28 protein-coding genes and 2 tRNA genes are annotated in these 23887 nt (G+C 47.9%); 21 read left to right on the forward strand and 9 right to left on the reverse strand.

The genetic code is table 11. The features are described from left to right. Positions 1 to 214 precede the first annotated feature (214 nt). Both fabI and ACXAJH_RS16135 read left to right on the forward strand, forming a co-directional pair. Positions 215 to 994 carry an enoyl-ACP reductase FabI gene (fabI, locus tag ACXAJH_RS16130; RefSeq protein WP_474967878.1) on the forward strand — a complete coding sequence of 260 codons (780 nt, stop codon included), beginning with the start codon at positions 215 to 217 and terminating at the stop codon, positions 992 to 994. Positions 995 to 1499: 505 nt separating this feature from the next. Beyond that, the gene (locus ACXAJH_RS16135) at positions 1500 to 2027 is read left to right on the forward strand and encodes a CotO family spore coat protein (RefSeq protein ID WP_474967879.1); all 528 of its coding nucleotides are present in this window, start codon (positions 1500 to 1502) and stop codon (positions 2025 to 2027) included. Between the two features lie 44 nt (positions 2028 to 2071). Here ACXAJH_RS16135 and ACXAJH_RS16140 read toward each other — a convergent pair whose 3' ends face one another. Continuing rightward, positions 2072 to 2545: a CotY/CotZ family spore coat protein gene (locus tag ACXAJH_RS16140; protein ID WP_474967880.1), complete on the reverse strand. Its 474-nt coding sequence runs from the start codon at positions 2543 to 2545 to the stop codon at positions 2072 to 2074. 189 nt (positions 2546 to 2734) lie between these two features. Here ACXAJH_RS16140 and ACXAJH_RS16145 point away from each other — a divergent pair, with 189 nt between their 5' ends. The 5 genes from ACXAJH_RS16145 (at position 2735) to ACXAJH_RS16165 (ending at position 4878) form a co-directional block, all read left to right on the forward strand. Next, the gene (locus tag ACXAJH_RS16145) at positions 2735 to 2968 is read left to right on the forward strand and encodes a hypothetical protein (protein WP_474967881.1); all 234 of its coding nucleotides are present in this window, start codon (positions 2735 to 2737) and stop codon (positions 2966 to 2968) included. 67 nt (positions 2969 to 3035) lie between these two features. Then, the gene (locus tag ACXAJH_RS16150) at positions 3036 to 3362 is read left to right on the forward strand and encodes a DUF1360 domain-containing protein (RefSeq protein ID WP_474994543.1); all 327 of its coding nucleotides are present in this window, start codon (positions 3036 to 3038) and stop codon (positions 3360 to 3362) included. Then, positions 3359 to 3586: a hypothetical protein gene (locus tag ACXAJH_RS16155; protein ID WP_474971838.1), complete on the forward strand. Its 228-nt coding sequence runs from the start codon at positions 3359 to 3361 to the stop codon at positions 3584 to 3586. Before ACXAJH_RS16150 ends, ACXAJH_RS16155 begins: the two co-directional genes overlap by 4 nt. A gap of 57 nt (positions 3587 to 3643) precedes the next feature. Further along, on the forward strand, positions 3644 to 3955 hold the full coding sequence (locus tag ACXAJH_RS16160) for a hypothetical protein (RefSeq protein WP_474994545.1): 312 nt from the start codon (positions 3644 to 3646) through the stop codon (positions 3953 to 3955). Between the two features lie 23 nt (positions 3956 to 3978). Then, positions 3979 to 4878: an MBL fold metallo-hydrolase gene (locus ACXAJH_RS16165; protein WP_474967885.1), complete on the forward strand. Its 900-nt coding sequence runs from the start codon at positions 3979 to 3981 to the stop codon at positions 4876 to 4878. Here ACXAJH_RS16165 and ACXAJH_RS16170 read toward each other — a convergent pair. The 4 genes from ACXAJH_RS16170 to ACXAJH_RS16185 all read right to left on the reverse strand — a co-directional run bounded on the left by ACXAJH_RS16170 (position 4865) and on the right by ACXAJH_RS16185 (position 7360). After that, positions 4865 to 5542 (reverse strand): DUF421 domain-containing protein, encoded by a 678-nt coding sequence (locus ACXAJH_RS16170; protein ID WP_474970364.1) that lies wholly within the window; start codon positions 5540 to 5542, stop codon positions 4865 to 4867. The genes ACXAJH_RS16165 and ACXAJH_RS16170 overlap by 14 nt on opposite strands. A gap of 104 nt (positions 5543 to 5646) precedes the next feature. Next, complete coding sequence (locus ACXAJH_RS16175; RefSeq protein WP_474994547.1) at positions 5647 to 6075, reverse strand: GNAT family N-acetyltransferase; 429 nt, start codon at positions 6073 to 6075, stop codon at positions 5647 to 5649. Positions 6076 to 6080: 5 nt separating this feature from the next. Beyond that, on the reverse strand, positions 6081 to 6596 hold the full coding sequence (locus ACXAJH_RS16180; RefSeq protein ID WP_474967886.1) for a YjcG family protein: 516 nt from the start codon (positions 6594 to 6596) through the stop codon (positions 6081 to 6083). Between the two features lie 35 nt (positions 6597 to 6631). Further along, positions 6632 to 7360, reverse strand: a complete 729-nt coding sequence (locus ACXAJH_RS16185) for an alpha/beta hydrolase (RefSeq protein WP_474967887.1) — start codon at positions 7358 to 7360, stop codon at positions 6632 to 6634. A 237-nt stretch (positions 7361 to 7597) separates the two neighbouring features. Here ACXAJH_RS16185 and ACXAJH_RS16190 point away from each other — a divergent pair. Together ACXAJH_RS16190 and ACXAJH_RS16195 are read left to right on the forward strand one after the other, a co-directional pair. Beyond that, positions 7598 to 7670: transfer RNA gene (locus ACXAJH_RS16190), tRNA-Val, on the forward strand. Between the two features lie 154 nt (positions 7671 to 7824). Then, positions 7825 to 8070 (forward strand): biotin/lipoyl-containing protein, encoded by a 246-nt coding sequence (locus ACXAJH_RS16195; RefSeq protein WP_474967888.1) that lies wholly within the window; start codon positions 7825 to 7827, stop codon positions 8068 to 8070. Between the two features lie 55 nt (positions 8071 to 8125). Here ACXAJH_RS16195 and ACXAJH_RS16200 read toward each other — a convergent pair whose 3' ends face one another. Both ACXAJH_RS16200 and ACXAJH_RS16205 read right to left on the reverse strand, forming a co-directional pair. After that, positions 8126 to 9454, reverse strand: coding sequence for a DUF2254 domain-containing protein (locus ACXAJH_RS16200; protein ID WP_474967889.1), 1329 nt, complete (start codon positions 9452 to 9454; stop codon positions 8126 to 8128). 213 nt (positions 9455 to 9667) lie between these two features. Continuing rightward, positions 9668 to 9967 (reverse strand): antibiotic biosynthesis monooxygenase, encoded by a 300-nt coding sequence (locus ACXAJH_RS16205; protein ID WP_474967890.1) that lies wholly within the window; start codon positions 9965 to 9967, stop codon positions 9668 to 9670. Positions 9968 to 10115: 148 nt separating this feature from the next. On the opposite strand from ACXAJH_RS16205, the gene ACXAJH_RS16210 reads away from it, so the two are divergent. From ACXAJH_RS16210 to ACXAJH_RS16225, 4 genes are all read left to right on the forward strand, one after another. Beyond that, a complete protein-coding gene (locus ACXAJH_RS16210) occupies positions 10116 to 10502 on the forward strand; it encodes a ribbon-helix-helix protein, CopG family (RefSeq protein ID WP_474994549.1) in 387 nt (128 codons plus the stop codon). 119 nt (positions 10503 to 10621) lie between these two features. Next, a tRNA-Val gene (locus ACXAJH_RS16215) sits at positions 10622 to 10694 on the forward strand. 177 nt (positions 10695 to 10871) lie between these two features. Further along, positions 10872 to 11144 (forward strand): hypothetical protein, encoded by a 273-nt coding sequence (locus ACXAJH_RS16220; protein WP_474967892.1) that lies wholly within the window; start codon positions 10872 to 10874, stop codon positions 11142 to 11144. A 222-nt stretch (positions 11145 to 11366) separates the two neighbouring features. After that, entirely contained in the window at positions 11367 to 11696 is a 330-nt protein-coding gene (locus tag ACXAJH_RS16225) for a DUF4257 domain-containing protein (RefSeq protein WP_474967893.1), read from the forward strand. 22 nt (positions 11697 to 11718) lie between these two features. On the opposite strand, the gene ACXAJH_RS16230 is transcribed toward ACXAJH_RS16225, so the two are convergent. Together ACXAJH_RS16230 and ACXAJH_RS16235 are read right to left on the reverse strand one after the other, a co-directional pair. After that, complete coding sequence (locus ACXAJH_RS16230; protein WP_474967894.1) at positions 11719 to 12210, reverse strand: hypothetical protein; 492 nt, start codon at positions 12208 to 12210, stop codon at positions 11719 to 11721. Between the two features lie 111 nt (positions 12211 to 12321). After that, a complete protein-coding gene (locus tag ACXAJH_RS16235) occupies positions 12322 to 13182 on the reverse strand; it encodes an SDR family oxidoreductase (RefSeq protein WP_474971832.1) in 861 nt (286 codons plus the stop codon). Between the two features lie 235 nt (positions 13183 to 13417). Between ACXAJH_RS16235 and ACXAJH_RS16240 the strand changes: the two genes are divergently transcribed. From ACXAJH_RS16240 to ACXAJH_RS16275, 8 genes are all read left to right on the forward strand, one after another. After that, the gene (locus tag ACXAJH_RS16240) at positions 13418 to 14890 is read left to right on the forward strand and encodes a CoA-acylating methylmalonate-semialdehyde dehydrogenase (protein ID WP_474994551.1); all 1473 of its coding nucleotides are present in this window, start codon (positions 13418 to 13420) and stop codon (positions 14888 to 14890) included. Positions 14891 to 15072: 182 nt separating this feature from the next. Beyond that, a complete protein-coding gene (locus tag ACXAJH_RS16245) occupies positions 15073 to 15963 on the forward strand; it encodes a nitrilase-related carbon-nitrogen hydrolase (protein WP_474991361.1) in 891 nt (296 codons plus the stop codon). Between the two features lie 109 nt (positions 15964 to 16072). Then, entirely contained in the window at positions 16073 to 17446 is a 1374-nt protein-coding gene (locus ACXAJH_RS16250) for an NAD(P)-dependent oxidoreductase (RefSeq protein ID WP_474994553.1), read from the forward strand. A gap of 28 nt (positions 17447 to 17474) precedes the next feature. Next, positions 17475 to 18761: an NAD-dependent dihydropyrimidine dehydrogenase subunit PreA gene (gene preA / locus ACXAJH_RS16255; RefSeq protein WP_474967899.1), complete on the forward strand. Its 1287-nt coding sequence runs from the start codon at positions 17475 to 17477 to the stop codon at positions 18759 to 18761. An 18-nt stretch (positions 18762 to 18779) separates the two neighbouring features. Then, the gene (gene hydA, locus ACXAJH_RS16260; RefSeq protein WP_474994555.1) at positions 18780 to 20195 is read left to right on the forward strand and encodes a dihydropyrimidinase; all 1416 of its coding nucleotides are present in this window, start codon (positions 18780 to 18782) and stop codon (positions 20193 to 20195) included. Positions 20196 to 20280: 85 nt separating this feature from the next. Continuing rightward, positions 20281 to 21774: an NCS1 family transporter gene (locus tag ACXAJH_RS16265; RefSeq protein ID WP_474991364.1), complete on the forward strand. Its 1494-nt coding sequence runs from the start codon at positions 20281 to 20283 to the stop codon at positions 21772 to 21774. Positions 21775 to 21786: 12 nt separating this feature from the next. After that, positions 21787 to 22023, forward strand: coding sequence for a hypothetical protein (locus ACXAJH_RS16270; RefSeq protein WP_474967902.1), 237 nt, complete (start codon positions 21787 to 21789; stop codon positions 22021 to 22023). 250 nt (positions 22024 to 22273) lie between these two features. Further along, positions 22274 to 23866, forward strand: a complete 1593-nt coding sequence (locus tag ACXAJH_RS16275; protein WP_474994557.1) for a PucR family transcriptional regulator — start codon at positions 22274 to 22276, stop codon at positions 23864 to 23866. The last annotated feature ends 21 nt before the right edge of the window (positions 23867 to 23887 follow it).

The raw sequence follows: 23887 nt of genomic DNA on the forward strand, positions 1-23887 counted from the left end.
CGCTTTTGTTAGAGCAGCCATTGAGCTTGTAGAGAAACTCCGTGTTTTTCTACAAGCTTTTTATGTATGCAGGACTAGTGACCACACCCTTCATTAGATGATTAGGGTTTTTTTATGGATCCTGATTTGTTTTTCAAACGTGGATCGTTTAAAATAGGAGCAGGTACTAATAACAAATACTAATTTGTGAGAATGATTGAGGAGGGAAATCAGCGTGAACTTTTCTTTAGAAGGACGTACGTATGTAGTCATGGGTGTTGCCAACAAGCGGAGTATTGCGTGGGGAATTGCACGTTCTCTGCACGCAGCGGGCGCCCGGTTGATTTTCACCGTGGCATCGGAACGGTTTAAAAAGTCGGTACAGGACTTGGCCGCGACTCTGGACGGAGTGGAAGAACCACTGGTGTATGAGTGCGATGTGACAAACGACGAAGCGATTATCCACACATTTCAAGAAATCGGACGGGATGTCGGAACGATTCACGGACTTGCGCATTGTATTGCCTTTGCGAACAGGGAAGAGCTGAAGGATGAGTTTTTGAACACAAGCCGTGATGGATTTTTAACAGCCCACAATATCAGTTCCTACTCACTGACGGCTGTTGCGCGTGCTGCCCAGCCATTGATGACCGACGGAGGAAGCATCGTTACGCTGACGTACCTTGGCGGAGAGCAGGTTGTAAAAAACTACAACGTTATGGGTGTAGCGAAAGCCAGTCTGGATGCCAGCGTGAAATATCTGGCCAATGACTTAGGGAAGCATAACATCCGTGTGAATGCGATTTCTGCCGGACCTATCCGGACATTATCAGCTAAAGGTGTCGGTGATTTCAATGAAATTATGAAAGTGATCGAAGAGCGTGCTCCACTGCGCCGACCGGTGACTCAGGAGGAAGTCGGCGATACCGGCTACTACTTGATGAGTGACCTGTCCCGTGGTGTGACAGGAGAAATCATCCACGTTGACTCCGGATTCAGTATTGTCGCTTACTAAAGAAAAAATCCGTCCATTTTGATGAGGCCACTGAAATCCTCCTTCCTATCAAGAGATGTGGTTAAAGGTTGTTGTTGATTTTCACGAATCGCTTGTCGATGGATGCTTGCCGCAGGCACGGCCTCAGCTGACTTGGGGAGGAAGACCACTGGACCAAGTGGATCTCCGGATCGCGCTGTTCCCACAGGCGTCACCATCGAACGCTCGTCATGGAATCAACGGTGTCCCATCTAATTAAGAGTGATTTTCTTTGATTTATCAAAGAAAATCACTCTTTTTTCTTGTGCAATGAAAAGAAGAGATGAAAATGAGGGGTTCCATGTTCGACCGTCAATGATCCATGTAAATCATTTTCACAGCCGCGTCACTCCTAACAGGATGAGGATCAAGAGAAAGAATGTGTAAATAATACGGAAACTTCCACGATGATCGTCGAAAATGAACATGGGAGAAAGACAGGGCATATACATAAGGTGATGACCGACTGGAAAAGGAGAGATCGAACATGGCCGATGAAAAACGTCTTGCCAAGCAGCCGATGCTTTACATTGTTCAGCCGAAAAATCTAAAGCCTGCCGTTGTTCCTATGCAGACGAGTTTCCGCACGGAACGCTCAGTAAGGTCACGTGGTTCTGAACAGCCCGCTGCAAAAGAAACACCACGATATGAAAAAGAAGCACGGATGCGCCGAACCCATGCCGCTCATACAGAAGAAGTAACAAAACTACTTCCGGAGAATACCGACACGCCTGAGGTGGAAAACGATCGGGATAACGAAGAAAAGCAAGTATCCAGCCGGGAGCGCAGGCAGCGATTCCACGAACTCTCCCTGGAGGAAAAAGTGGATTACTTTTTTCAATTATCCCCCCATGTTCCGAAGATGAAATGTGAAGTGACGACAAAAGAAGATCAGCTCAGAGGGTACATTACCGATTATCAGGATGGTAAAGTCCATATGAAGGTGTTTCAGCGGCCGTTTCAGAGGGAGATTGACTTTGATACGATTATTGATATTCGTCTACTGGGCTTTTGAAACAGAAAAAACCGCGCCTGTTTGCGCGGTTTTTTTCTGATTTCTTACAGCGTGCTGGCAGCCGGAAGGCAGGTAACGTGGCAGAAGCAGTTCAAGTCCACCGTGATGCAGATCCCTGAAGCGCGAAGGTCGCGGCAGCTTTGATCAGCAGGTGATTTCGGATCGTCGTCTCTTGAATCCTCATCGTCTCCGTTGCGGTCAGAGAATAGAAGTTCAAGAATCGCACATCCATCGTCGTCTACGGACTTGACGCGGAAGAAAAAGCTCCCTTTGACATTACAGCGCTCTCCGCTGCGTTTTGAACCGTAACCTTTAAAAGGCTTGCATCCGTCTTTACAGTAAAGAATAACAGGTACTGTATCGAAACCTGATCCTCCGTTACTGTCACCCAGAAGGTCTGCGATTGATTGTTCACAGCTCGTTGTGCAATCGTGCAGGACGTCATTCTGAGCATCCACGATGTCTTTTAGGATATCAATAACACAGGAGCCTGAATCGTATTTTTTACCACAGCTCATTGTTTTTTCCCCTTTCCATACGCATTGACGTATTGTCTTTACTAGAATATGTCTGTCAGCGCTGTCGGTGTGGGCATTTGTCCGTATTCAGGCATTCCCAAAGTTTTTCGTCTTGTATGGGCGGACGACTATACCCGGCCAAGCTGAAAACCATAAAGTAACAATGAATTCGATTAAGGAGTGAGGGGAATGTCTGAGAAGAAAAAGGTCATTCATGTCAAAGACCTTGTTATTAAAGCTGATAATGTCATTATTGAGCCGCAGCACCGCGGACGTCATGACCGTGATGAAAGCAGTGACCGTGTGGATCCGTTTTTCGGAAGGAAACGCAGGGAAGCCGGGGCGGACGAAAGCAGTTCAAGTTCTAGAAAACGCCATGATGATGAGTCTTCCGACCGTCGTGGAGGATTCCGCTGGTTCTAAACTGAGTAAGCAGCCACTACGATGTATGTAGTGGCTTTTTTCTTCTTTAGAAAGGATGGGATATCAAATGTTATCCATCGCAGAATTTTTGCTGCTTGCTCTGGCGAGTTTCCGTCTGACCCGCTTGATTGTACGTGATTACATTATGGAGTGGATGAGACGTCCGTTTTTCAATGTGAAGCTGGTTACGAGCGATCAAGGGGTGGAAGAAGAGTGGGTCGAGCCTAAAGGGTTTATTGGTGAAGGTTTGAGCTGTCAGTGGTGTGTCGGTGTCTGGTCCTCCATCATTATGGTCGTATTTTATCTGGTGGTCCCATACGGGGAGTGGCTCGTCTTTGTCTTTGCTCTCGCAGGTCTGCAGTCGGTTCTGTATGCATGGACAGACCGCCTGTGACGGGGAAAGAGGAAAAAAAGAAGGCAAAGACGCTGCTTGAAGTCCTGCAGGAAATCGATGTGGAAACGTCGAAATATAAAGGCATTATCAAACAGCCGGACAAGAAATTCCAGCAGTGGGAAAAGGATTTGGGAGCTTGGGAGAAAAGGTTCACCAAACAGATGACCGATGTAGAAAAATTTCTAAACAAATATGCAGGGAAGATGGAGAAGTTTTTTGAATGACAGGCCTGGTTCAATTCGGTGTTTTCGGGGTAATGGAAGATAAAGGAGGCGTTCCGGATGGGATATATTCTGCCTGTGAATCATTACCAGTATCAGGATTACCAGACAAGAGTTGTGAATCAGCACCAGCAGTCCTTTGCCGTGGATAAAATTTTCAAGGCAAGCCTCGATACGAAACGACCCGGTCGGCAGCAGAGAGAAGAGGACCGCCTTGTCTATCAGAAAAACAGTCCGTTTATCACCACGCCTGGATTCCATGCGGCAGAGGCCGACGATCATAAGCCGGCATTCCCCGCGCATCAGAACATCGGCGTGAAAACCTATGCTGCTGTAACAGGAAAAGGCAGCTACTTCAGCGAAACTGTATAGAAATGCTTGAAGGGGCTGTAACGATGACGTTCAAACAAATCAATGATTGGTGTTTCTATGATCATTCATCCGTAAATATCGGCTACATTCATAAAGGCGGTACAGGGCTGCTGATTGATTCAGGTATCGATCGGTCATCGGTTAAAAAGGTGCTGAAGGAACTGGAAAAACGGCAGCTTCCGCTCACCCACCTATTTATCACCCATGCTCATGCGGATCATTACGGCGGAGCTTCCTATGTACAGCATACTTATGACGTTCATACATCTGCCCCCGTATTGGAAGCGTCGGTCCTTTCCAATCCATCGCTGGAGCCGCTCTATCTGTTCAGCGGGGTTGCTCCGCTTAAAGAACTCCGTAATAAGTTTCTTGAAGGTCCCCCTGTACGGATTGACAGGGTTGTCGATGAAGGACAAGTCGATTTCGGCAGGATCACAGCCGAACTTTTTCTGCTCCCGGGCCACAGTCATCATCAGCTTGCATTGAAAGCCGGAGACGTCCTGTATGCCGCGGATAGTTATTTCAGTCTGGAGACGCTCCAGAAGCACCGGATCCCGTTTCTGGTGGATGCCGGAGAAACCATCCACAGTCTGGAGCGTCTTCTGGCTATCCCGTGTGCCGGGGCATTGCCCGGCCACGGGTCATTCGAACAAGATCCCTCTGAAACGATCCGTCAAAATATCGTCTACCATCAGCGTATCCTCGATGCTGTCCAGTCGGCAGTGGAGTCGACAGGAGAGGTGACGCACGAAGAGCTGATTTCCATTCTGTGTACGAAGTGGGATGTGCAGGCGCCTGCGCTCGGGCAGTGGCTCTTATATCGGACGGCTGTAACCGCTTATGCCGTAACCTTGAAAAAAGCAGAAGTGATTCAAGATCGTCTGGTTGATCATAAGTGGGTGTTTTCGGCTATAAGCCGATGACAAACAAGGTTTGGTCACCATCCTGGAACTCTGCATACAGTACGGCCTCTGGTGTCTCGTAATCCTGGGCTTTCAGCTGATGATGCAGCCAATTTTCATCAAGCCCGGCTTCCTTCAGGTTATCCCAGATGACCTCCCCGTCACTGATGATGGTACGGGGAAGCGGGACGGGAAGAGGAGGGAGGTTCAAATCCTTTCGGCTGACGTTCTGAGAATGGGAGTTTTTCAACACAGAAATGGTTCCATCCGTTTCCAAAACAGCATACTGCACATCCCTGATCGAGAAGACATCCTTGGAGCGGAGAAGGTGTTGAAGCTGGTTGATATCCAGCTTATTTTTTTTGAGCTGCTCTCGGTCAATCCTTCCCTGATAAATTACGAGGGATGGGCTTCCCTCAAGAAGCTGCCGGGATCCTTTAAACTTTTCCGTGATCATCTCTGTTGTGTAAATAAGGATGCTCCACAGTATAATGGCAAAGCCGATGTCGGGAATACCGACGTCAGGATCGTAAAGGGCATTTCCTACAAGCTCTCCAAGTACAAGGGCGGAGATGAAATCAAAAGCTGTAATTTGAGTAATCTGGGATTTGCCCAGTACCTTAGTCATGACAAACAGCGCGGCAAACCCGAAAAGAGTCTCCACCGTAATTTGTATATATTCCATTGAAGCGTCACGATCCTTCTTTTTCGTTCTTCTATGCCTCATTGTAGACAAAAGGGGTGGAATATAAACGAAAAAACTCCCGCCTTTCCATAGGCGGGAGCTGGTTATTCATTCAATTCTTTGACCATCGTGACATGTGGGATGCCGGCATCCATGAATTTGTCTGAAATCGTGACATAACCGAGGGCTTCATAAAAGGCTTCCGCCTGGGTTTGAGCATTAAGCTTGGCTTTGTCATACCCATAGTCACGCACGGCGGCTTCCAGCTGTTCAATCATCTGTCTGCCGTAGGAATGGCCGCGTTTCTCTTTCAGAACACAAATGCGCTCAAGCTTCCCGTATCCGTGGACAAACCGGAGACGGGCGGCGGCTACCGGTTTGTCGTTCTCATACCCGGTGAAATGAAGGGACGCTTCATCATGCTCATCGATTTCAAGTTCTTCAGGTACCTGCTGTTCTTGTACAAAGACGATTTTTCTCACTGTGTAGGCATCGTTCAGCTGCTGTTTGTTTCTGACCTGCCGGATATCCACGAGCTTCACCCTCTGCCAAGGCGGAATGTCTCATAGACACTCCATGCGCCGTTTTCAAGTTGGTAAAGAAGCTGGAAACGATCGACCTGATCCTGCAGATCGAATTTAAGCATAGTGAGGCTGCCGTATACATCGGAAAATTCCTCGTCTGAAAGCTTCTGAGCAATCGTGATGTGCGGAACGAAGGAGAAATCTTTTTCTTCCGGCAGTACACCAGTGTAAAGTTTATCATTCAAATCAAAAATTTCATCGGATGGTTCAATCTTCAGGTAGATGGTGTTGGTTACGGGAGAGAAGGAACTTACCTTGTACACCCCGTAGGAGAATGGCTCTGTGTTCTTGGCAATTTCCCTCAGCTGGGGGATGATTTCACTTTCAATCTGATCTTCCTCCGCTTCAAACGCCTCTTTCATCGTAATGTGAGGAGGAATCAGCGCGTAATGAGGGTCATATCGCTTGCGGTAAGAATTCGCTACATCTTGTACTTTTTTTGATGGAAACACTGCTATTCCGTATTTCATTGAACTAACCTCCTGATTGTCCCATTTTAAAACGTTTATTCACCACTAAATATGTTCAATAAAGCCCGTTCAAAATCCTTCTGCCAGGATCCCCAAGTATGACCGCCATCCAGCTCATGGTACGTATAGGAGACCGGCTTTTCCTGTAGAAGATCCCGCAGCTTTCGATTTGGTTCAAGAAAATCCATCCGCTCACCGGTTGTCGTCTCCACGTCCGTTTCCTCCAGACCGATGGTGTGATCGATGGTTAATGAAGAAAGCTGCCGCCCTGTGTCGACGACTTCCAGGACGTGATCATCGACATAAGGACTCTGCATGATGACATTTCCGAAGATATTCGGGAATTTAACAGCTGTCATTAAGGCAAGGGTTCCGGCAAGGGAATCCCCGGCCAGTGTCCGGCCTCTCCCCATATTATACCCGGGCAGCTGTTCATCAAGAAATGGGACGACCTCCCTGATGAGGAAGCTGACGTAGTCTCCCTGTCTCGGGCCGTCAGGATGGTATTTCTCCCTGCGGTCGTATTTATCCTTGTAATGTATACCAATGAAAATCGTCCGTTCCATACGTTCCTCCCTGTGGAGCTTATCGCTCAGAGTGGCAGCGCGCCCCATGGAGTAATAATCGTTTCCATCCTGCATGATACAGAAATGGTACTTGTATAGAGGAGAGAAGTTGTTCGGCGTATACACACGAAGGGTCATTTCTTCGTCTAAGTACTGACTGTTTATGGTGTACTCGGTCATGGATCCGTCTCTACCCATAAATAGACCACCTCCTTACAGCACGGAAGTATATGAAAATTTCCCGCTTAAAATTCGATGTAAACGTTGCACTTCTTATTTTATCATAGAATTGTTGAAAAAGTGGAACAGATCAATAACCCAAATGATGGAGGGAGGAGGAAGGTTTGTAAAAAAGTTTGTCGAATCATGTTGACTTCAATTGTGATCCATAGTATATTAATCTTTGTCAGCAAAAAACGACAAATTTCTACATAAGATTCCGTAGCTCAGCTGGGAGAGCGCCACCTTGACAGGGTGGAGGTCGTTGGTTCGAGCCCAATCGGAATCATCATACAAAGTGCCGGAGTGGCGCAGTTTCTCATCCAGGGAGAGGCTGCGTCACTTCTTTTTTATTTTCCAGTCATCTTGTCCTCTTCTCCCACATATGCTGTTTCAAACGCCCTGAGCTGGACCGGGCGTGGTGAGAACAGGAGGAATGAACCATGCGGCCCGAAAAAATCATTTCCCCGTGTTATGGAGAAGTGACCGAAGTCCTCGTTCAGAACGGGGAGTATGTCTATGAATGGGAACCCCTTTTTGTTATTAAGCGGGACGGGACAGAGTCAGAGGTAGCGGTGGGCATCAGCGGCAGCCTGAAAAAGCTTCATATTAAGAAAGGTGATAAAGTGTCACCTGCCACCCTTCTTGCCGAGATGGAAGACGATATGATCATATCCGGCAGCGATTAATACACAAAAGAGAACCGTCCGGAATATGGACGGTTCTCTTTATTTGGTACACAGGTTATGAAGCATCATCGCTCTTCAAGGAAATGGTTGTCCCACACGCATCGGCCAGTTTCTGTGCCTGATGGTTAAACCGCTCAAAATCAAGCTCGTCCATATTCTCTACATCAACAGCCTTAATAATGTAACGGCCGAATCTCCACACGTCGTCCTGGACTTTCTCCTTTTGTATGAATGCCAGTTTGTACAATACTTCCATAACGGAGTTCATGACGGACACATCATGGTGTCCGTAAATGCGGATTTGATAGAAGCATTTATACAAGTATTCACTAAAAGGTACCGGCTCTGCGATAAGACGGAGGTGGTCATTATCGTCCGGGTAATATCGGATCGGCTCATATACATCGGCGAGCTCAACGAGGAGGGAGCCGATCCGGTTGATGCAGTTCGTGGCCGTATGAGGATCATTGAGACTTGGGGAAATGGCGCGCACGGCGATTTCCACAAGCTTCTGCAGTGAAAATTCTATATCCTGAATGTCGACCCGCTCGTTGCCGATCACGACAAAATCTCTTGCTTCTTCTGGTGTGAGGTTCTCCTGCTCTGATTCTACCCAGTAATAGAACAGGGGCATTTCTTTCTGAATGTATTCCCCCATGGAAAAGGTGGTCTCCAATAAAAGGTCATTTTTCTCCGCCCATTGAATCAAGGAAGAGTAATTGACACTCTGGATATATCCGGATTCCCCTGTCGCAATGACTCTTTTCTCTGAATTCTTTCGTCTTTCAATTTCCTCGTGATCCCATTCGGTGTAACGGTCGTAATTTTTCTCTGAAAAGGTTCCGTTGATCAAATCAGACGTGCTCTGGCGAATGGTGCCGATTAAATTGTTCACTTTGATGAAACGGGAAGAGTGGTGAATGAAAATGATAAAGAAAGCCAGGCAGACGATGGATACGAAAACGGTTAAAAACGGACTGATGAATCCGGATCCGGAATCCTTCCCAAGCAGGAACAACTGCAGCAGGGAAAAAATGAAGCCGAAGGAGAAGACCCCCAACACGTGCTGGGTGATCCGGCTTTTCATAAAGTCCTGAAGTGTCCTGGGAGAGAATTGAGTGGTATAGGTTGTAAGGACAACCATAATGGTGGAGAAACTGATGGTTGTCATCGTTAAGATGGAGGTGACGAGCGATCCGTACAGTGTTTGAGCCACTGAGCTGCCTGTTAGGAGGAAACCGGGAAGGGCGTCCTTCCAATTGGATACGATCCATTCATCAAGAAGAATGGAGATCACAACGCTCAATATGGAAATCACGCTGTAAATGGCGGGAAGAAAAAGAAAACTGTCTCTTAGATCAATCCATCGTTTGCTGTTATTCATGTGAAAAACCTGCCTTCTGTATGAGTGTTCTTTTTCTATTATGAACGAAATATACAAAACCTACAAAACAGAAAGCCCGTCACGCTTTCCTTGAAATCGTCATAAATCATCCATATCGAATTGAAAACAGGGAAGAAGCCTCCCGGATAAGGAAAGAGAGACCTTATTATAAACAAAGAACCTCTATGTTGGCCGACATAGAGGTTCTTTATTTTATTTACTCAGTATCTCTTCGTAAAGGCCAAGAGAGGTGTTCAGAACAAAATCAGGCTTTTGTTTTGTTTTGTGGCCCTGCACGTGGGCATCGCTTTTTTTCCACGCTTTATAATCTTCCTTGGAGGCGAATCTTGTAGTGATGATGACCATCTGTTCTCCTTTACGGGCTTTCTCTACAGCAATGGACATTCCTTGGAATCCCTCCATGTCTTCTATAGGAAGCGGCTGATTGAAGCGGGAAACCAGCTGCTCTGTGTACCCTTCCTTAACGGTTATATATTTCGATTCGATATACATGGGATCTCCTGCCTTTCATTTTTGTGCTACAAAAAGTAACAATCCCAGTATACTAGATGAATGTTTTTTGTGCCACAAAAAAGTTTAAAGCTGTTTCATTTCATTAAGAATTCCGGCATAATGGACAGAGATGGAAAGGACGGAGATTATGAAGCAGTTGTCGTTTTCTTCTTATGAAGAACTGGAGGAATTTTTGAAACATAAGTTCAGGGAAAAGGCGGCACATGCTGGTCTCCCTGAAGAAGATATCCGGCAGATGACCGGTTACAAGGAAAGGGCTCAGCAGTTGTGGGAAGAAAACAACGGTGCCGAGGTAATTGAAAAAGAAGGGGAAGTCACCCTTGATGTATGGATGGATGAGGATGGAAAGCGGCACATCAAGCGTGGGCGCCCGCGAAAGAAGACCGAGGATAAACTGACCCGATCCCTGCATGTGCGTTTGGATGAAGAATCCTACAAGAAGCTGGAGAGTTATGCAAAAGAGAATGGCATGGACCGCTCAGCGGCGATCCGGACCTTATTGAAAAACCTTTGATGGGAAGCCTTCCTCGTGCATATTTACAAACCTTTAAAAAAATCTTCACACTATATTGACACTCCGATTTTTCCGTAGTATATTATTACTTGTCACCAGGAAATACCCATTATTATTTTGATTCCGTAGCTCAGCTGGGAGAGCGCCACCTTGACAGGGTGGAGGTCGTTGGTTCGAGCCCAATCGGAATCATACAAACCCACGTGCTGAAATGGTACAGTTTCTCGTCAAGGAGAGGCTGTATCATTTCTTTTTTTATAGAAGAAATTCGGATTCTCTAACGTGAGCCGTTACATATTCTTGTATAATGGGTAATAAATAGAAATTAATTCTTTAACAAATCTCTTCAGGAGGTGCGGCAGGCAGGATATGGGGAAAAAGAAAAAAGATGAAGAATTCGATGATTTGCTGGATGCTTTCAGAGAAGCCGTTTCATTGGAGGAAACCCGGTACTATTACATGAAGCTTCAATTATTTCTGGATCACTATGAGGAGAGCAGAGCCGTATTTCAATCTACAGACAAAATGGAGAAGAAAAACTATGAACCCTTGCTGCAGGGTATGATGGAGGCTACTTCCAAAAAAGAAGTGGATTACTATGAAGCAGAAATCCAACACTTACTGGATGTGAAAAAAACTTAAAATTACATTTATTGTTATTTGAAGAACAAAATTGAAAATAAGTATTTATTTTCTTTTTGGAATGTTGTACACTGAAGGTAGCATGTTCATTATAGTAACTTTTCGTTTATACAATAAAAGACTTATCGAGGCGGCCCGCTTTGGTGGATGATTAGTGCATAGTTCTTATGTTTCTAAATATCTTCCAGCGGCCGCTTTTTTAAGTTTAGGGGGATCAATAATGTGGACACGCTCCTGATTGCCGGTTGTATCGGAGGGATGACAGGCGTTGTGGCTCATTTGATGAGAAACGGAAAGGTTTTGGTTTTCCCAAGAAGGCGGAGACGTCCAAAGGGCATTTATCTCGGGTTTTTAGCCGATTTTTTAATTGGCGCTGCAGCAGCGGTTTTTGCAGTCACATACCTTGTACCGGAACCGGGCCTGCTGCGGACATTGATCGGCATATCGATCCTGGCCGGGATGACGGCAGAGAATGTGCTTTTGAAAAGAGAATTGAACGTGGAGAAAGCGAAAGTGGAAGGATTGGACCGGATCAACCAGCGTTTAAAATGACCGGACCCATCCTTTTTTTGTTTCAATCCACTAAAAGCATAAAATGATCATGCTCCGTATCGACAGGCGCTGTTTTAAAGATGCCGGTATACACCGCCTTTAACTCCTCATACAACACCTTCGAATGAATCGTTGTCAGATAAGTATCGGGATTTTTCTGGTAGGCTTTCAGTTTATGTAGATCCAGATTGACGGTGTACGAGTAAAAGAGTTCCTGTGATCGTAGAAAAGGTTTTTCGCACGGGGTCTGCCCGTCATCTGTGAGCGGAGAGCGGCTGTGGATCCGCAGTTTTTTTGGTGAGTCGGCATCCTCTTCCCATTCGCTGGACACCCCGTAGAATGTAGCAAATGGGGGTTCTTTGCTTTGATCGATATAGGTCGTCTGAAAGCTGAACTCAATGGCACCTTCCCTGCCGGTTACTACACAGAAGGCAAGATAGGTCCGGGTGGATGCTGTACCTTGAGCGAGGTCTTCTTGATTGCTGAAACAATGACAGAAACTGGTTCGGGCCATAAGCGACACCATCCTTCCCATACAATTATGGATAATTATAACACGTCGACAACTCCGTTAGTCGGTTAAACGGCGATCGATGAACGAAAAAAAGCCGCTTCCGCAGCTTTTTTATCCGTTGACAGGAATTCCTCCGTTTACATGAAGCATCTGACCTGTGACATAGCTGGAATCACTGGAGGCCAGATAGACATAGGCGGGGGCCGCTTCCCTCGGCTGGCCTGGACGGCCCATGGGATTGTCCGAACCGAATTCCGCCACTTTTTTCTTGTCAAAACTAGCTGGGATCAGCGGCGTCCAGATCGGCCCGGGGGCCACGCCGTTCACACGTATCTCCTGATCGATCAGGGATCCGGCGAGGGAACGGGTGAAAGAGGTGATGGCACCTTTGGTTGATGCATAATCGATGAGCTGATCGTTCCCTTTGTAAGCTGTCACCGAAGAAGAGTTGATGATACAGGATCCCTTCTTCATATGAGGCAGGACCGCTTTCGTCATATAAACGTAGGAAAAGAAATTGACGCGGAATGTTTCCAGAAGCTGTTCATTGGAAATATCGAGCACACTTGTCTGCGGATATTGAACGGCTGCATTGTTGACAAGAATATCTATGGTTTTAAATGTCTTTACAACTTGTTCGACAATGGTTTCGCAAAACTCCGGTCCACCGATATCCCCGTGATACAGCTCGCAGCGCCTGCCTTCTTTCTCGATTAAGCTCTTCGTAATGGCTGCATCTTCATGCTCATCCAGATAAAGGACAGCTACATCAGCGCCTTCCTTGGCAAAAAGCAGGCTGACCGCTCGGCCGATCCCACTGTCTCCTCCGGTGATCACGGCGGTTTTACCCGCCAGTTTTCCACTTCCTTTATAGGTCTCATCTGCATACTCCGGCAGCGGCTTCATTTCATACTCGTAACCAGGCTGTCGTTCTTGATGCTGTTCCGGTTGTACGGCCTTCTTTTTCTTCATGATGCGTAACCCCCTATGTACAAATGGTTAAAATTGGTGCAGATCCACTTCCGCTAGCTTGCCCTTGTGACCGTCTTCTTATCCCTCCATTCTTCCAGGGTGCTGGATAGAGGATTTACGTGTCATTCTGTTCATTCCAACCGCCATTCATTTAACGTTTCGTCCATTGATGTGTAAAAATTCAGAATTTATACTTATCTTGAGTGAAAAAATATATGAACCAAGAGGTGACAGGATGGAGACAACTTTCTCGAAGTCGAATCAGGTGGTTATTGAAAACTTTATCCATGGCGAGTGGGTTCCTTCTGAAGGAGGTCAGGTGGAAGAAGTTCCAAACCCGGCAACTGGAGAAACCATTGCAAGGGTCCCTATTTCAACTAAACAAGATGTGGATCAAGCGGTCCAATCAGCGAGAGAGGCTTTTCAGTCCTGGAAGAAGACTCCAGTACCGAAACGAGCGAGAATCATGTTCAAATATCAGCAGCTTCTGATTGAAAACCGGGATCAACTGGCTGAAGCGTTGACACAGGAAAATGGAAAGACGAAAAAGGATGCCACAGGAGAAGTACAGCGCGGCATTGAGTGTGTGGAGTTTGCAGCAGGGGCTCCGAGTCTCATGATGGGGGATGTGCTTCCGGATATCGCTGAAGGCATCGATTCAGGGATGTACCGGTATCCAGTCGGGGTCGTCGGCGGTATCACCCCATTTAATTTCCCTATGATGGTTCCGCTCTGGATGTTCCCGCTTGCGCTTGTATGTGGGAATACCTTTGTTCTTAAGCCATCGGAACGGACGCCGATTTTAGCAAAAATGCTGGTGGAGCTCATCCATGAAGCGGGACTCCCGAAAGGCGTGCTTAACCTTGTCAACGGGGCGCATGATGTCGTCAACGGCCTGCTTGAGCATGAAGAGGTCGATGCTGTCTCCTTTGTAGGTTCCCAGCCTGTAGCGGAATATGTGTATAAAACGGCTTCACAGCATGGGAAGCGCGTCCAGGCGCTGGCCGGCGCCAAAAACCATTCCATCGTTATGCCGGACTGTAACCTGGATAAATCGGTCGAAGGGATCATCAATGCCGCTTTTGGAAGTGCGGGCGAGCGGTGCATGGCCTGCTCTGTCGTTGTTGCCGTGGGTGATGTGGCTGACAGCCTTGCTGCAAAGATAAAAGAAGCAGCGGATCAGTTGAATGTAGGCAATGGTCTCGATGATGATACAACCCTCGGGCCATTAATCCGTGAAGCTCACCGTGAGCGTGTGCTGAGCTACATTGAAACCGGAGAAAAAGAAAACGCGGCCTTAATCAGAGACGGCCGGGTAGAGCTCCGGGAGCATGATTCCGGATACTTCCTTGGCGCAACCATTTTCGATCATGTATCCAAGGATATGAAAATATGGAAGGATGAAATTTTTGCCCCTGTCTTAAGCATCGTCCGGGTGAATACTCTTGATGAAGCGATCGCAACGGCGAATGAGTCGGAATTTGCCAACGGTGCCGTCATCTATACGTCCAGCGGAAAAGCAGTCCAGCAGTTCCGGGAAGAAATGGATGCGGGAATGCTCGGAGTGAACGTGAATGTACCTGCACCGATGGCCTTTTTCCCGTTCTCCGGAAATAAAAAGTCGTTTTATGGGGATCTGCATGCCAATGGAAAAGATGGCTTGAACTTTTATACGAAACGTAAAATGCTGACACAGCGCTGGTATTAAGGAAGATGGAGGAAGAAGCAGATGGGACGCTTCTTCCTTCTTTGTTTCCACCTTTAACAATGGATCCAGCAAGGTTTTGACACTTTGTATAATGGATTTTCCGACAAAAACCTGTATTGTATGATTAAATAACTAAATATTATGAATTTTATAAAATTAAAGCGGTAGGAGGAGGAGCACCTATGTCAGATAAAGTACAGATCGGTTTAATTCAAGCTTCACATGATGTGGATGGTAGTGAACCTGTAGAGGTCCACAAGCAGCAGTCCATCGAAAAGCATGTGCTTCTAGTACGTGAAGCGGCGCAAAAAGGAGCGCAGATCATCTGCCTGCAGGAAATTTTCTATGGTCCATATTTCTGTTCCGAGCAGAGCCCGAAATGGTACGACGCCGCAGAGGAAATTCCGAACGGTCCGACGACGAAGCTGTTTCAGGATCTGGCTGCAGAACTGTCGGTCGTCATTGTTCTTCCGATTTATGAGCGGGAAGGGATTGCCACGTACTACAACACAGCGGCGGTCATTGATGCGGATGGTTCCTATCTCGGCAAATATAGAAAGCATCACATTCCGCAGGTGGGTGTTGGGGACAAAGGGTATGGATTTTGGGAGAAATATTACTTTAAACCAGGCAACCTCGGCTACCCGGTTTTTGATACGGCCTATGCCAAGGTTGGGGTCTACATCTGCTACGACCGCCATTTTCCTGAGGGTGCCCGTGTCCTTGGTCTGAACGGTGCAGAAGTCGTCTTCAATCCATCGGCTACCGTAGCCGGACTTTCCGAATATTTATGGAAGCTGGAACAGCCGGCCCATGCCGTTGCGAACGGTTATTACCTGGGGGCGATCAACCGTGTCGGCTACGAAGGTCCATGGAATATGGGCGAGTTTTACGGCCAGTCCTACCTGGTTGACCCGCGCGGCAGCTTTGTCGCAGAAGGCAGCCGGGATCAGGATGAGGTCATCCTCGGGGAAATGGACAAAAAATTCATCCGTGAAGTTCGTGACACCTGGCAGTTCTACCGTGACCGACGCCCGGAAACGTATGAAAAAATGGGTGAGCTTCTCCCGTAATGACCCATCACGATCTGAACAGAGAGTTCTGCATAGGGCCGGGGGCTGAAAAGGATCTATGCAGGGCTTTTTTAATAAATCCGTATCTTACTGAAAGAGGGGGATCAGCGTGACTCAGTTGAAAAGCAAGGGGATATCACTGGAGAATCTTCAGGTGAATTTTAATGAGGTCCATGATGGATTGAATGCCCAGGAGGCGATGGAGGAGTCCAACCGCTGTCTGTACTGCTATGATGCGCCCTGCATTCAGGCCTGCCCGACAGGAATCGATATTCCGAAGTTCATTAAAAAAATTGCTTCCGGGAATTTGAAGGGATCAGCGAAGACGATTATGTCCTCCAACCCTGTCGGTGCCACATGTGCCCGCGTCTGTCCGACCGAAGAACTTTGTGAAGGGGCCTGTGTCCTGAACCATTCGACAGAACCGATCTTAATCGGTGATCTGCAGCGTTTCGCCACAGACTGGGCCATTAAAAATGAACAGCTGTTATTCAAACCCGGAGAGAAAAATGGGATGAGTGTCGCTGTGATCGGCGGCGGACCTGCCGGCTTGTCTACCGCACGGGAACTTGCCCGTTTCGGCTATGATGTCACAATTTTTGAAGCAGCAGAGGAAGCCGGTGGTCTGGATACATACGGGATCGTATCGTTCCGGCTGCCGCAGGAAATTTCCCGGTGGGAAGTGGACCAGGTGGAAAAGCTGGACGTGAAAATCAGAACGAATACGGCGGTTGGAGCGGATATTTCGTTCGAAGAGCTGTCCGAGCAGTTTGATGCGATCGCCTTGACGATCGGTATGGGTCACGTACCGATGCTTGGGATCCCCGGAGAGGGTCTGACCGGTGTTCATGATGCGATCGAATTTGTGAAAGAAACAAAGTCCGGTCCGATAACGGATGAGCTGCTTGGACGCAAGGTCATTGTGATCGGAGCCGGAAACACAGCCATTGACGCAGCCACCTGTGCCGCTCGTAAAGGGGCGGAGGACGTGAAAATCGTCTACCGCCGGACAAGCAGAGAAATGACAGCCTATGAGTTTGAGTACGATTTTGCAAAACAGGATGATGTACAGTTCCACTGGCTGACCCAGCCTGTAGAAGTTCTTGGTAATGAAACGGGTCACGTCACGCATTTGAAATGTGTGGAGATGAAGCTTGGGTCTGCTGGGGAAGATGGAAGGAAAAGACCGGAACCCGTACCCGGATCCGAATTCCTGATAGAGGCGGATGCGGTCATCAAAGCCATCGGTCAGACGCGCTACACCGATTTAATTGAATCGTTTGGTCTGGACCATGAAGGCGGCGTCGTTAAAGTCGATCCAGTCACACTGAGAACCTCCCAATCCAATGTCTTTGCCGCCGGCGATGTCATTTTTGCGAAAGGGCAGGGAGAGGCGATGGTCGTCACGGCTGCCCAGCAGGGCAAGGAAGTCGCTATGGCGATTCATAAACAGCTCTCTCCGACGCCTACGGCTGCGGTGTAACTTTACAAAAACTACGAGGAGGAATCTTATGGCTGACCTACGATTAAATCTGGCAGGGATCGAATCCCCCAACCCTTTCTGGCTCGCGTCCGCTCCCCCGACCAACTCGGGGTACCAGGTGCAGCGTGCCTTCGAGGCGGGGTGGGGAGGAGCTGTTTGGAAAACGCTTGGCGATCCAATCTTGAACGTGTCCTCCCGGTTCGCTGCTGTTTCCTATGGCGGGAAGCGTGTGGCCGGATTTAACAATATCGAATTGATTACAGACCGTCCGCTTGAAGTGAACCTGAAGGAAATCTATGAAACGAAGAAAAGATTTCCGGATCATGCCATCATCGCTTCCTTAATGGTGGAACCAACACAGGAAAAATGGCACGAAATCGTCAAACGCGTGGAAGATGTCGGAGTGGACGGGCTTGAGCTGAACTTCGGATGTCCCCACGGCATGGCAGAACGCGGCATGGGGGCGGCCTCGGGCCAGGTTCCTGAGCTTGTGGAAAAACAGACCGCCTGGGCGAAGGAAGTGGCGCAGACCCCGGTCATTGTTAAGCTGACTCCGAATATTACCGACATCACCTTTACAGCGGAAGCAGCCGTCAATGGCGGCGCAGATGCGGTCAGTATGATCAATACGATTAACAGCCTCGCCGGTGTGGACCTGGACTCATGGGATACGGTACCAAACGTCGCCGGCAAAGGCGCGCACGGAGGGTACTGCGGTCCGGCGGTGAAACCGATCGCCCTGAACATGGTGGCGGAGTGCGCCCGTCATCCGAAAATCAATGTACCGATTTCGGGCATGGGCGGCGTTTCCAGCTGGCGGGAAGCGGTCGAGTTCATGCTGATGGGCGCGACGGGTGTGCAGGTGTGTACAGCGGCCATGCACCACGGCTTCAGCATCGTTGAGGATATGATCGACGGATTGGACAACTATTTGGATGACAAGGGCCTTGATTCGGTCATGGACCTTGTCGGAAAGTCTGTCGAGAAGTATTCGGACTGGGGAAATCTTGATCTCAACCATCAGGTCGTTGCCAAAATCAACAACGATGTGTGCATCAACTGTAATAAGTGTCATATTGCCTGTGAAGACACGTCACACCAGTGCATTGATATGCTCAAGGATGAAAAGGGCCGGGACATTTTGAAGGTGCGCGAGGAAGACTGTGTCGGATGTAATTTGTGCAGCATCGTCTGTCCGGTGGACGGGGCGATTGATATGGTGGAGTATGCCAACGGGAAGCCTCCGATGACGTGGAACGAACGGCAGGCAGCGATTGGAGCCACACCATCGTGCAGTGTAGATTTGATCAAGTAAATAACATGGAGGGATTGGATGAGAAAAATTATAAAGAATGGAACGATTGTCACGGCAGCAGATACGTATCAGGCGGACCTTTTGATCGAAGATGAAAAAATCGCCATGATCGGCCAAGGTTTTGATGAAACTTCGGCCGAAGTCGTGGATGCCTCCGGGCGCTACATCTTCCCAGGTGCGATTGACCCGCATACCCACCTGGAAATGCCGTTCGGGGGCACGGTCAGTAAGGATGATTTTGAAACAGGAACCATTGCTGCGGCCTATGGTGGAACGACAACAGTCATTGATTTCTGTTTAACAGATAAAGGAAAACCGCTCCAGAATTCCATCGATCAGTGGCATGCCAAGTCTCAGGATAAATCGGTCATCGACTACAGCTTTCACCTGATGATCAGCGAAATGAACGAACATGTCCTGGATCAGCTTCCTACCGTCATTGAAGACGAGGGCATCACTTCTTTCAAAGTGTTTATGGCGTATAAAAATGTGTTCCAGTCCGATGACGGCACACTATTTAAAACGCTGGAACAAGCGAAGAAGCTGGGAGCGCTTGTCATGGTGCATGCCGAAAATGGGGATGTCATCGATCACCTAGTGAAAAAGGCCCTTGATGCAGGACAGACCGACCCTATTTATCATGCGCTGACCCGCCCGCCGGAAGTGGAAGGGGAAGCGACCAACCGGGCGGCAGAGTTGACCGGACTGGCCGATTCGCAGCTTTATGTCGTCCACGTCACCTGTGAGCAGGCCGTATCAGCCATTGCTGCAGCAAGGAAGAAAGGCTATAACGTCATAGGTGAAACGTGCCCGCAGTACTTGGTTCTGGATCAAAGCTACTTGGAAAAACCGGACTTTGAAGGGGCAAAATACGTCTGGTCCCCTCCCCTTAGAGAAAAACACCACCAGGAAGTGTTGTGGAACGCATTGAAGACCGGCGATCTGCAGACGCTCGGTTCGGATCAATGCTCTTTCGATTTCAAGGGACAGAAGGACCTTGGCAAAGGGGACTTTACTAAAATACCAAATGGCGGTCCAATCATTGAAGACCGTGTCAGTATATTATTCTCGGAAGGTGTGAAAAAAGGCCGGATCAGTTTGAATGAATTTGTTGATATGACTTCTACCAAAATAGCGAAAACGTTCGGATTATTTCCGCAGAAAGGAACGATTTCCGTTGGGGCCGATGCGGATATCGTCATCTTTGATCCGGATGTGGAGCGGACGATTTCTGTTGAGACAAGCCACATGGCCGCGGATTACAATCCGTTTGAAGGCATGCAGGTGACCGGACAGACGGTCAGCGTCCTCTCCCGTGGGGAATTTGTCATTAAGGATCAGCAGTTTGTTGGAAAAATCGGCAGCGGCCGCTATTTGAAACGGTCCAAGTTTGGCAGTCAAACGTCTTCTCAGGAGAAGCTTTACCAAAAGTAACACGCCCTCGTGAATGAAATAAACACGCTGTCCGGCGGCTGCCGGACAGCGAAATTTAAAGGTGAACTTAGGAGGAGACGGCTTCATGAGCAGGAAAGATAATCATTTAATGTCCCCGGACCTTATGCCCATTCCCCATGATCAGAAGAAAATCGGCACCCTCGGATTTACGTTTATGTGGGTGGGGATGGCTGTCGTTTTAGCTGCATTCGCCATCGGTGGAGCAGGGGTCCAGTCCATCTCTCTCATCTGGGTTGTCCTCGGAACGCTTCTCGGTACAATACTCATCGGTCTGGCCATCACTCTGACTGCAGACATCGGCATCGAACATGGCTTGTCTTTTCCCGTATACATGCGGGCTCCCTTCGGTATCGTCGGCACCCATTTTCCATCCGTCATCCGCGGTGTGGCTGCATCGATGTGGTTTGGAATCAATACCTACTTCGGATCCACAGCCATTAACGGCATTTTAAACATTTTATTCAGCTTTGATAACTGGTTTATTTGCTATATTCTGTTTGCTTTATTCCAGCTTTTTAATACCGCACTTGGAATCAAGGCTGTTGAAAAATTTGCGGATCTTGCCGCGCCGATCATTATTTTGATCGGGGTATGGATGTACTTCAACCTTACAGGTACTGCAGCGGAACAGGGCAAGGATATCTGGGCATGGGTGGAAAGCCCGGTGACCGGTGGGGCGGCTTTCACGGCTTTTGTCATCGTTGTGGTCAGTAATATGGGATATTGGGCGACGCTGGCGGCGGATATTTCTTCCATATCCAGGTTCATCAAAGCTCCAAAATATGAGAGGAACTGGTTCAAGCGGAATAAAGGGGCCATGGTCGGAAGTCTCGTCGGTCTGCCTCTAACCCAGACGTTTATCGTTGTGCTGGGTGCTGTCTCGTACATTGCGGTTTCCAATTTTGACCCGGTCGTTGCCCTGCAGGAATCAGCGAGCGGACTTGTCCTTGGGATTCTCCTTCTCATGATCGTACTGGCTCAGTGGTCGACGAACGTGAGTGCGAATATTGTTCCGGCTGCAACGATCTTTTCCAACGTCGGCGGCCCGAAACTGCCTTTCTGGGCAGGGGTGTTCTTAGCGGGGCTTGTCGGAACGGTCATACAGCCGTGGAGTATTTTTAATTTGCTGATTCCCGTCCTCTTAATAGCGGCGGCGATTCTATCTGTGATTGTCGGGATCATCTTTGCTGATTACTATCTACTAAGAAGACGCCGGATGAATGTCACGGATCTGTATAAGAGCGGCGGTCAGTATACCTACGACGGCGGGGTGAACTGGGCTGGTATGATTTCCTGGATCATTGGCAGCGTATTCGCCTATCTATTCAGTACATGGTCCTTCTTCGTAGGATTTGGGATCGGAGCGCTCTGTTACTACCTGCTTGCCAAGCACTGGTATTTTAAAAAGCATCCGCAGGCTGAGATCGAGAACCCGAGTGATGATGAGTACTTGGGAATCACAGTTGGACGAGACTGGATCATTGGGGAAGGATTTGTAGAAGAGAAGCTTGGAAAACGAACAGGGACAGAGGATTTAACACAAAAAGCAGATGTTTAAAGGAGGAATACTATGTCAGACCATCGTGAATTTCATGCAGAAAGGGAAAAAATCGACTTTTTATTGGAACAGGGGTATGTCATAAAAGCTGTAACAGAAAATTTAAGCGGAGCTTTCCTCGAGTTTATGTACAAAGGCAGTGATCCGGACCAGCCTGAGGTGGAGAGGCTTCATATTCTTCATCCGGATTCAAGAAAATATTTTTCAACGATATTATTTCAACAGCAGAAGAAACAGGAAATGAAGTAGGGGGCAGGCTCCCTGCTTTTTTTTCTGTCTTTTTTATTCGTTCCTGTTAAAATAGAAGGAGACGGTTTTTTTTATGAAGAATAATGACAGCGCTTACAGAATCGATCAGGGAAGATTTTCTGACCGACGGGGGAATGTAAGTGTGTTCAAACCCTTACTATCCAATGATTCAGCCTCTATGTGAGATTATCTTACAAGATGTTCGATTATCACGGCCTTTTGGTATACGTTAAAAAGAGGGGGGCGTTGTATGAAAGATTCCATGTCTATTGAAAACATTCTGAAACGAGACCATTTTTCATCGGCAAGAGTCATATCGGGACATGCTGGACTTTCGAAATCAGTGAAATGGGTGCATGTCTTTGAAATGACGGAAGTAAGAGAAAACCTCAAGGGTGGAGAGCTTATTCTTTCTACAGGATTTGGATGGAAAAATGATGACCGATTGCTGCTGGGTCTGCTTCAGCAGCTGGTTGAACGGAACGTCGCCGGCATCTGCATCGAACTCGGTACGTTTATTCAGGAGTTGTCAGAGGATGCTCTGGCTTTTGCAGATGCGCACGACTTCCCTGTCATCGTTTTCGAGAAAGAGGTTTCCTTTATTGAAATCACCCGGGAGATCCATGCCGATTTGATCAACCATCAGTATGAACGGATTTCCAGCCTCGAGGATTACGCCCAGCGCCTGAATAAACGCCTGCTGTCCATTGATAACTATTTTGATATTCTTAAGAATCTCCAGCAGTATGTGAACTGCCAATTGATCTATGTCACGAAAGATCACACGGTGGTCACGGTGCCACAGCTTAGAAATAAGGAGAGGGAGGAGGCGCTTGCTGAATTGAATGCCCCGCCCGCTCAGCGGAAACGGTGGCTGCTGCAGCAGCCTGTCCAAGTGCTGGAACGGGAGTTTGCTGTCATTTATTTATTATGTGGAAGACGGGAGCTAGGAGAATTCGAATCGCTCCTTCTCGACCGCACAGCCACGGCTCTTGCTCAGTACCTTCTCCGGGAATTGTATACAGAGGAGAAACGAAAGGCGAAGGAAACTGAATGGCTGATGGGCTGGCTGGAAGGAGAACATACCAAAGAGGAAATCGAAAGCCGTCTTCCCCGCTACAAAATTCAGCTGCCTTCATCCGGGTCTGCGGCTGTGACCATTCAAATGAACATGGCCGACGAACGGCGCACCAATCCGGATGTTACGTACTTGAACATGCTTGTGCAGAATATTTTTGATCAGAATGGGTTTTACGTTTTTCCAGTGCAGCGCCGTCAGCTGGTTACGTACATCCTCTTGAACCGAAAAAAGGAGGAGGACTGGAAGATCCGCATGAAGTCGGGTGTGGACAGATTGAAAAAAATCAGCATGCTGAATGATCCGTCGGTGGCTTCTTTCCAAATTGCGGTCGGAAAATATATACGACGCCTGGATCAGGTCAGTGAAAGTTACCAGACCGCACTGGAAACGCTGACGCTGCAAAGCAATCTTCCACCTGAACAGCACAGATATTTTTATGATGATATGCACATGTACCGGCTCATCTCCCTTGTACATAAACACAGCAACCTCAACGGGCTGGTCGATGAATATTTAGAGCCGATTATACAGTATGACCAAAAACATAATACGAAGCTTCTGGAAACCTTACGGGTGTATCTTGCCTGCAATGGTTCCAAAAAAGAAACGGCAGACAAAGTTTTTGTTGTCCGACAGACGCTTTATCACCGGCTCGAGAAGCTGGAAATGCTGCTCGGAGCGGACTTCATGGACTGTGAAAAACGTCAGGTGATCGAATTTGCGCTTGTCGCTCATGAATACCAGCAGGCTCTCCATGCCTGACCTCCATACAAGCGTGTTGTC

Source organism: Halobacillus sp. ABD4_316, assembly GCF_056161385.1.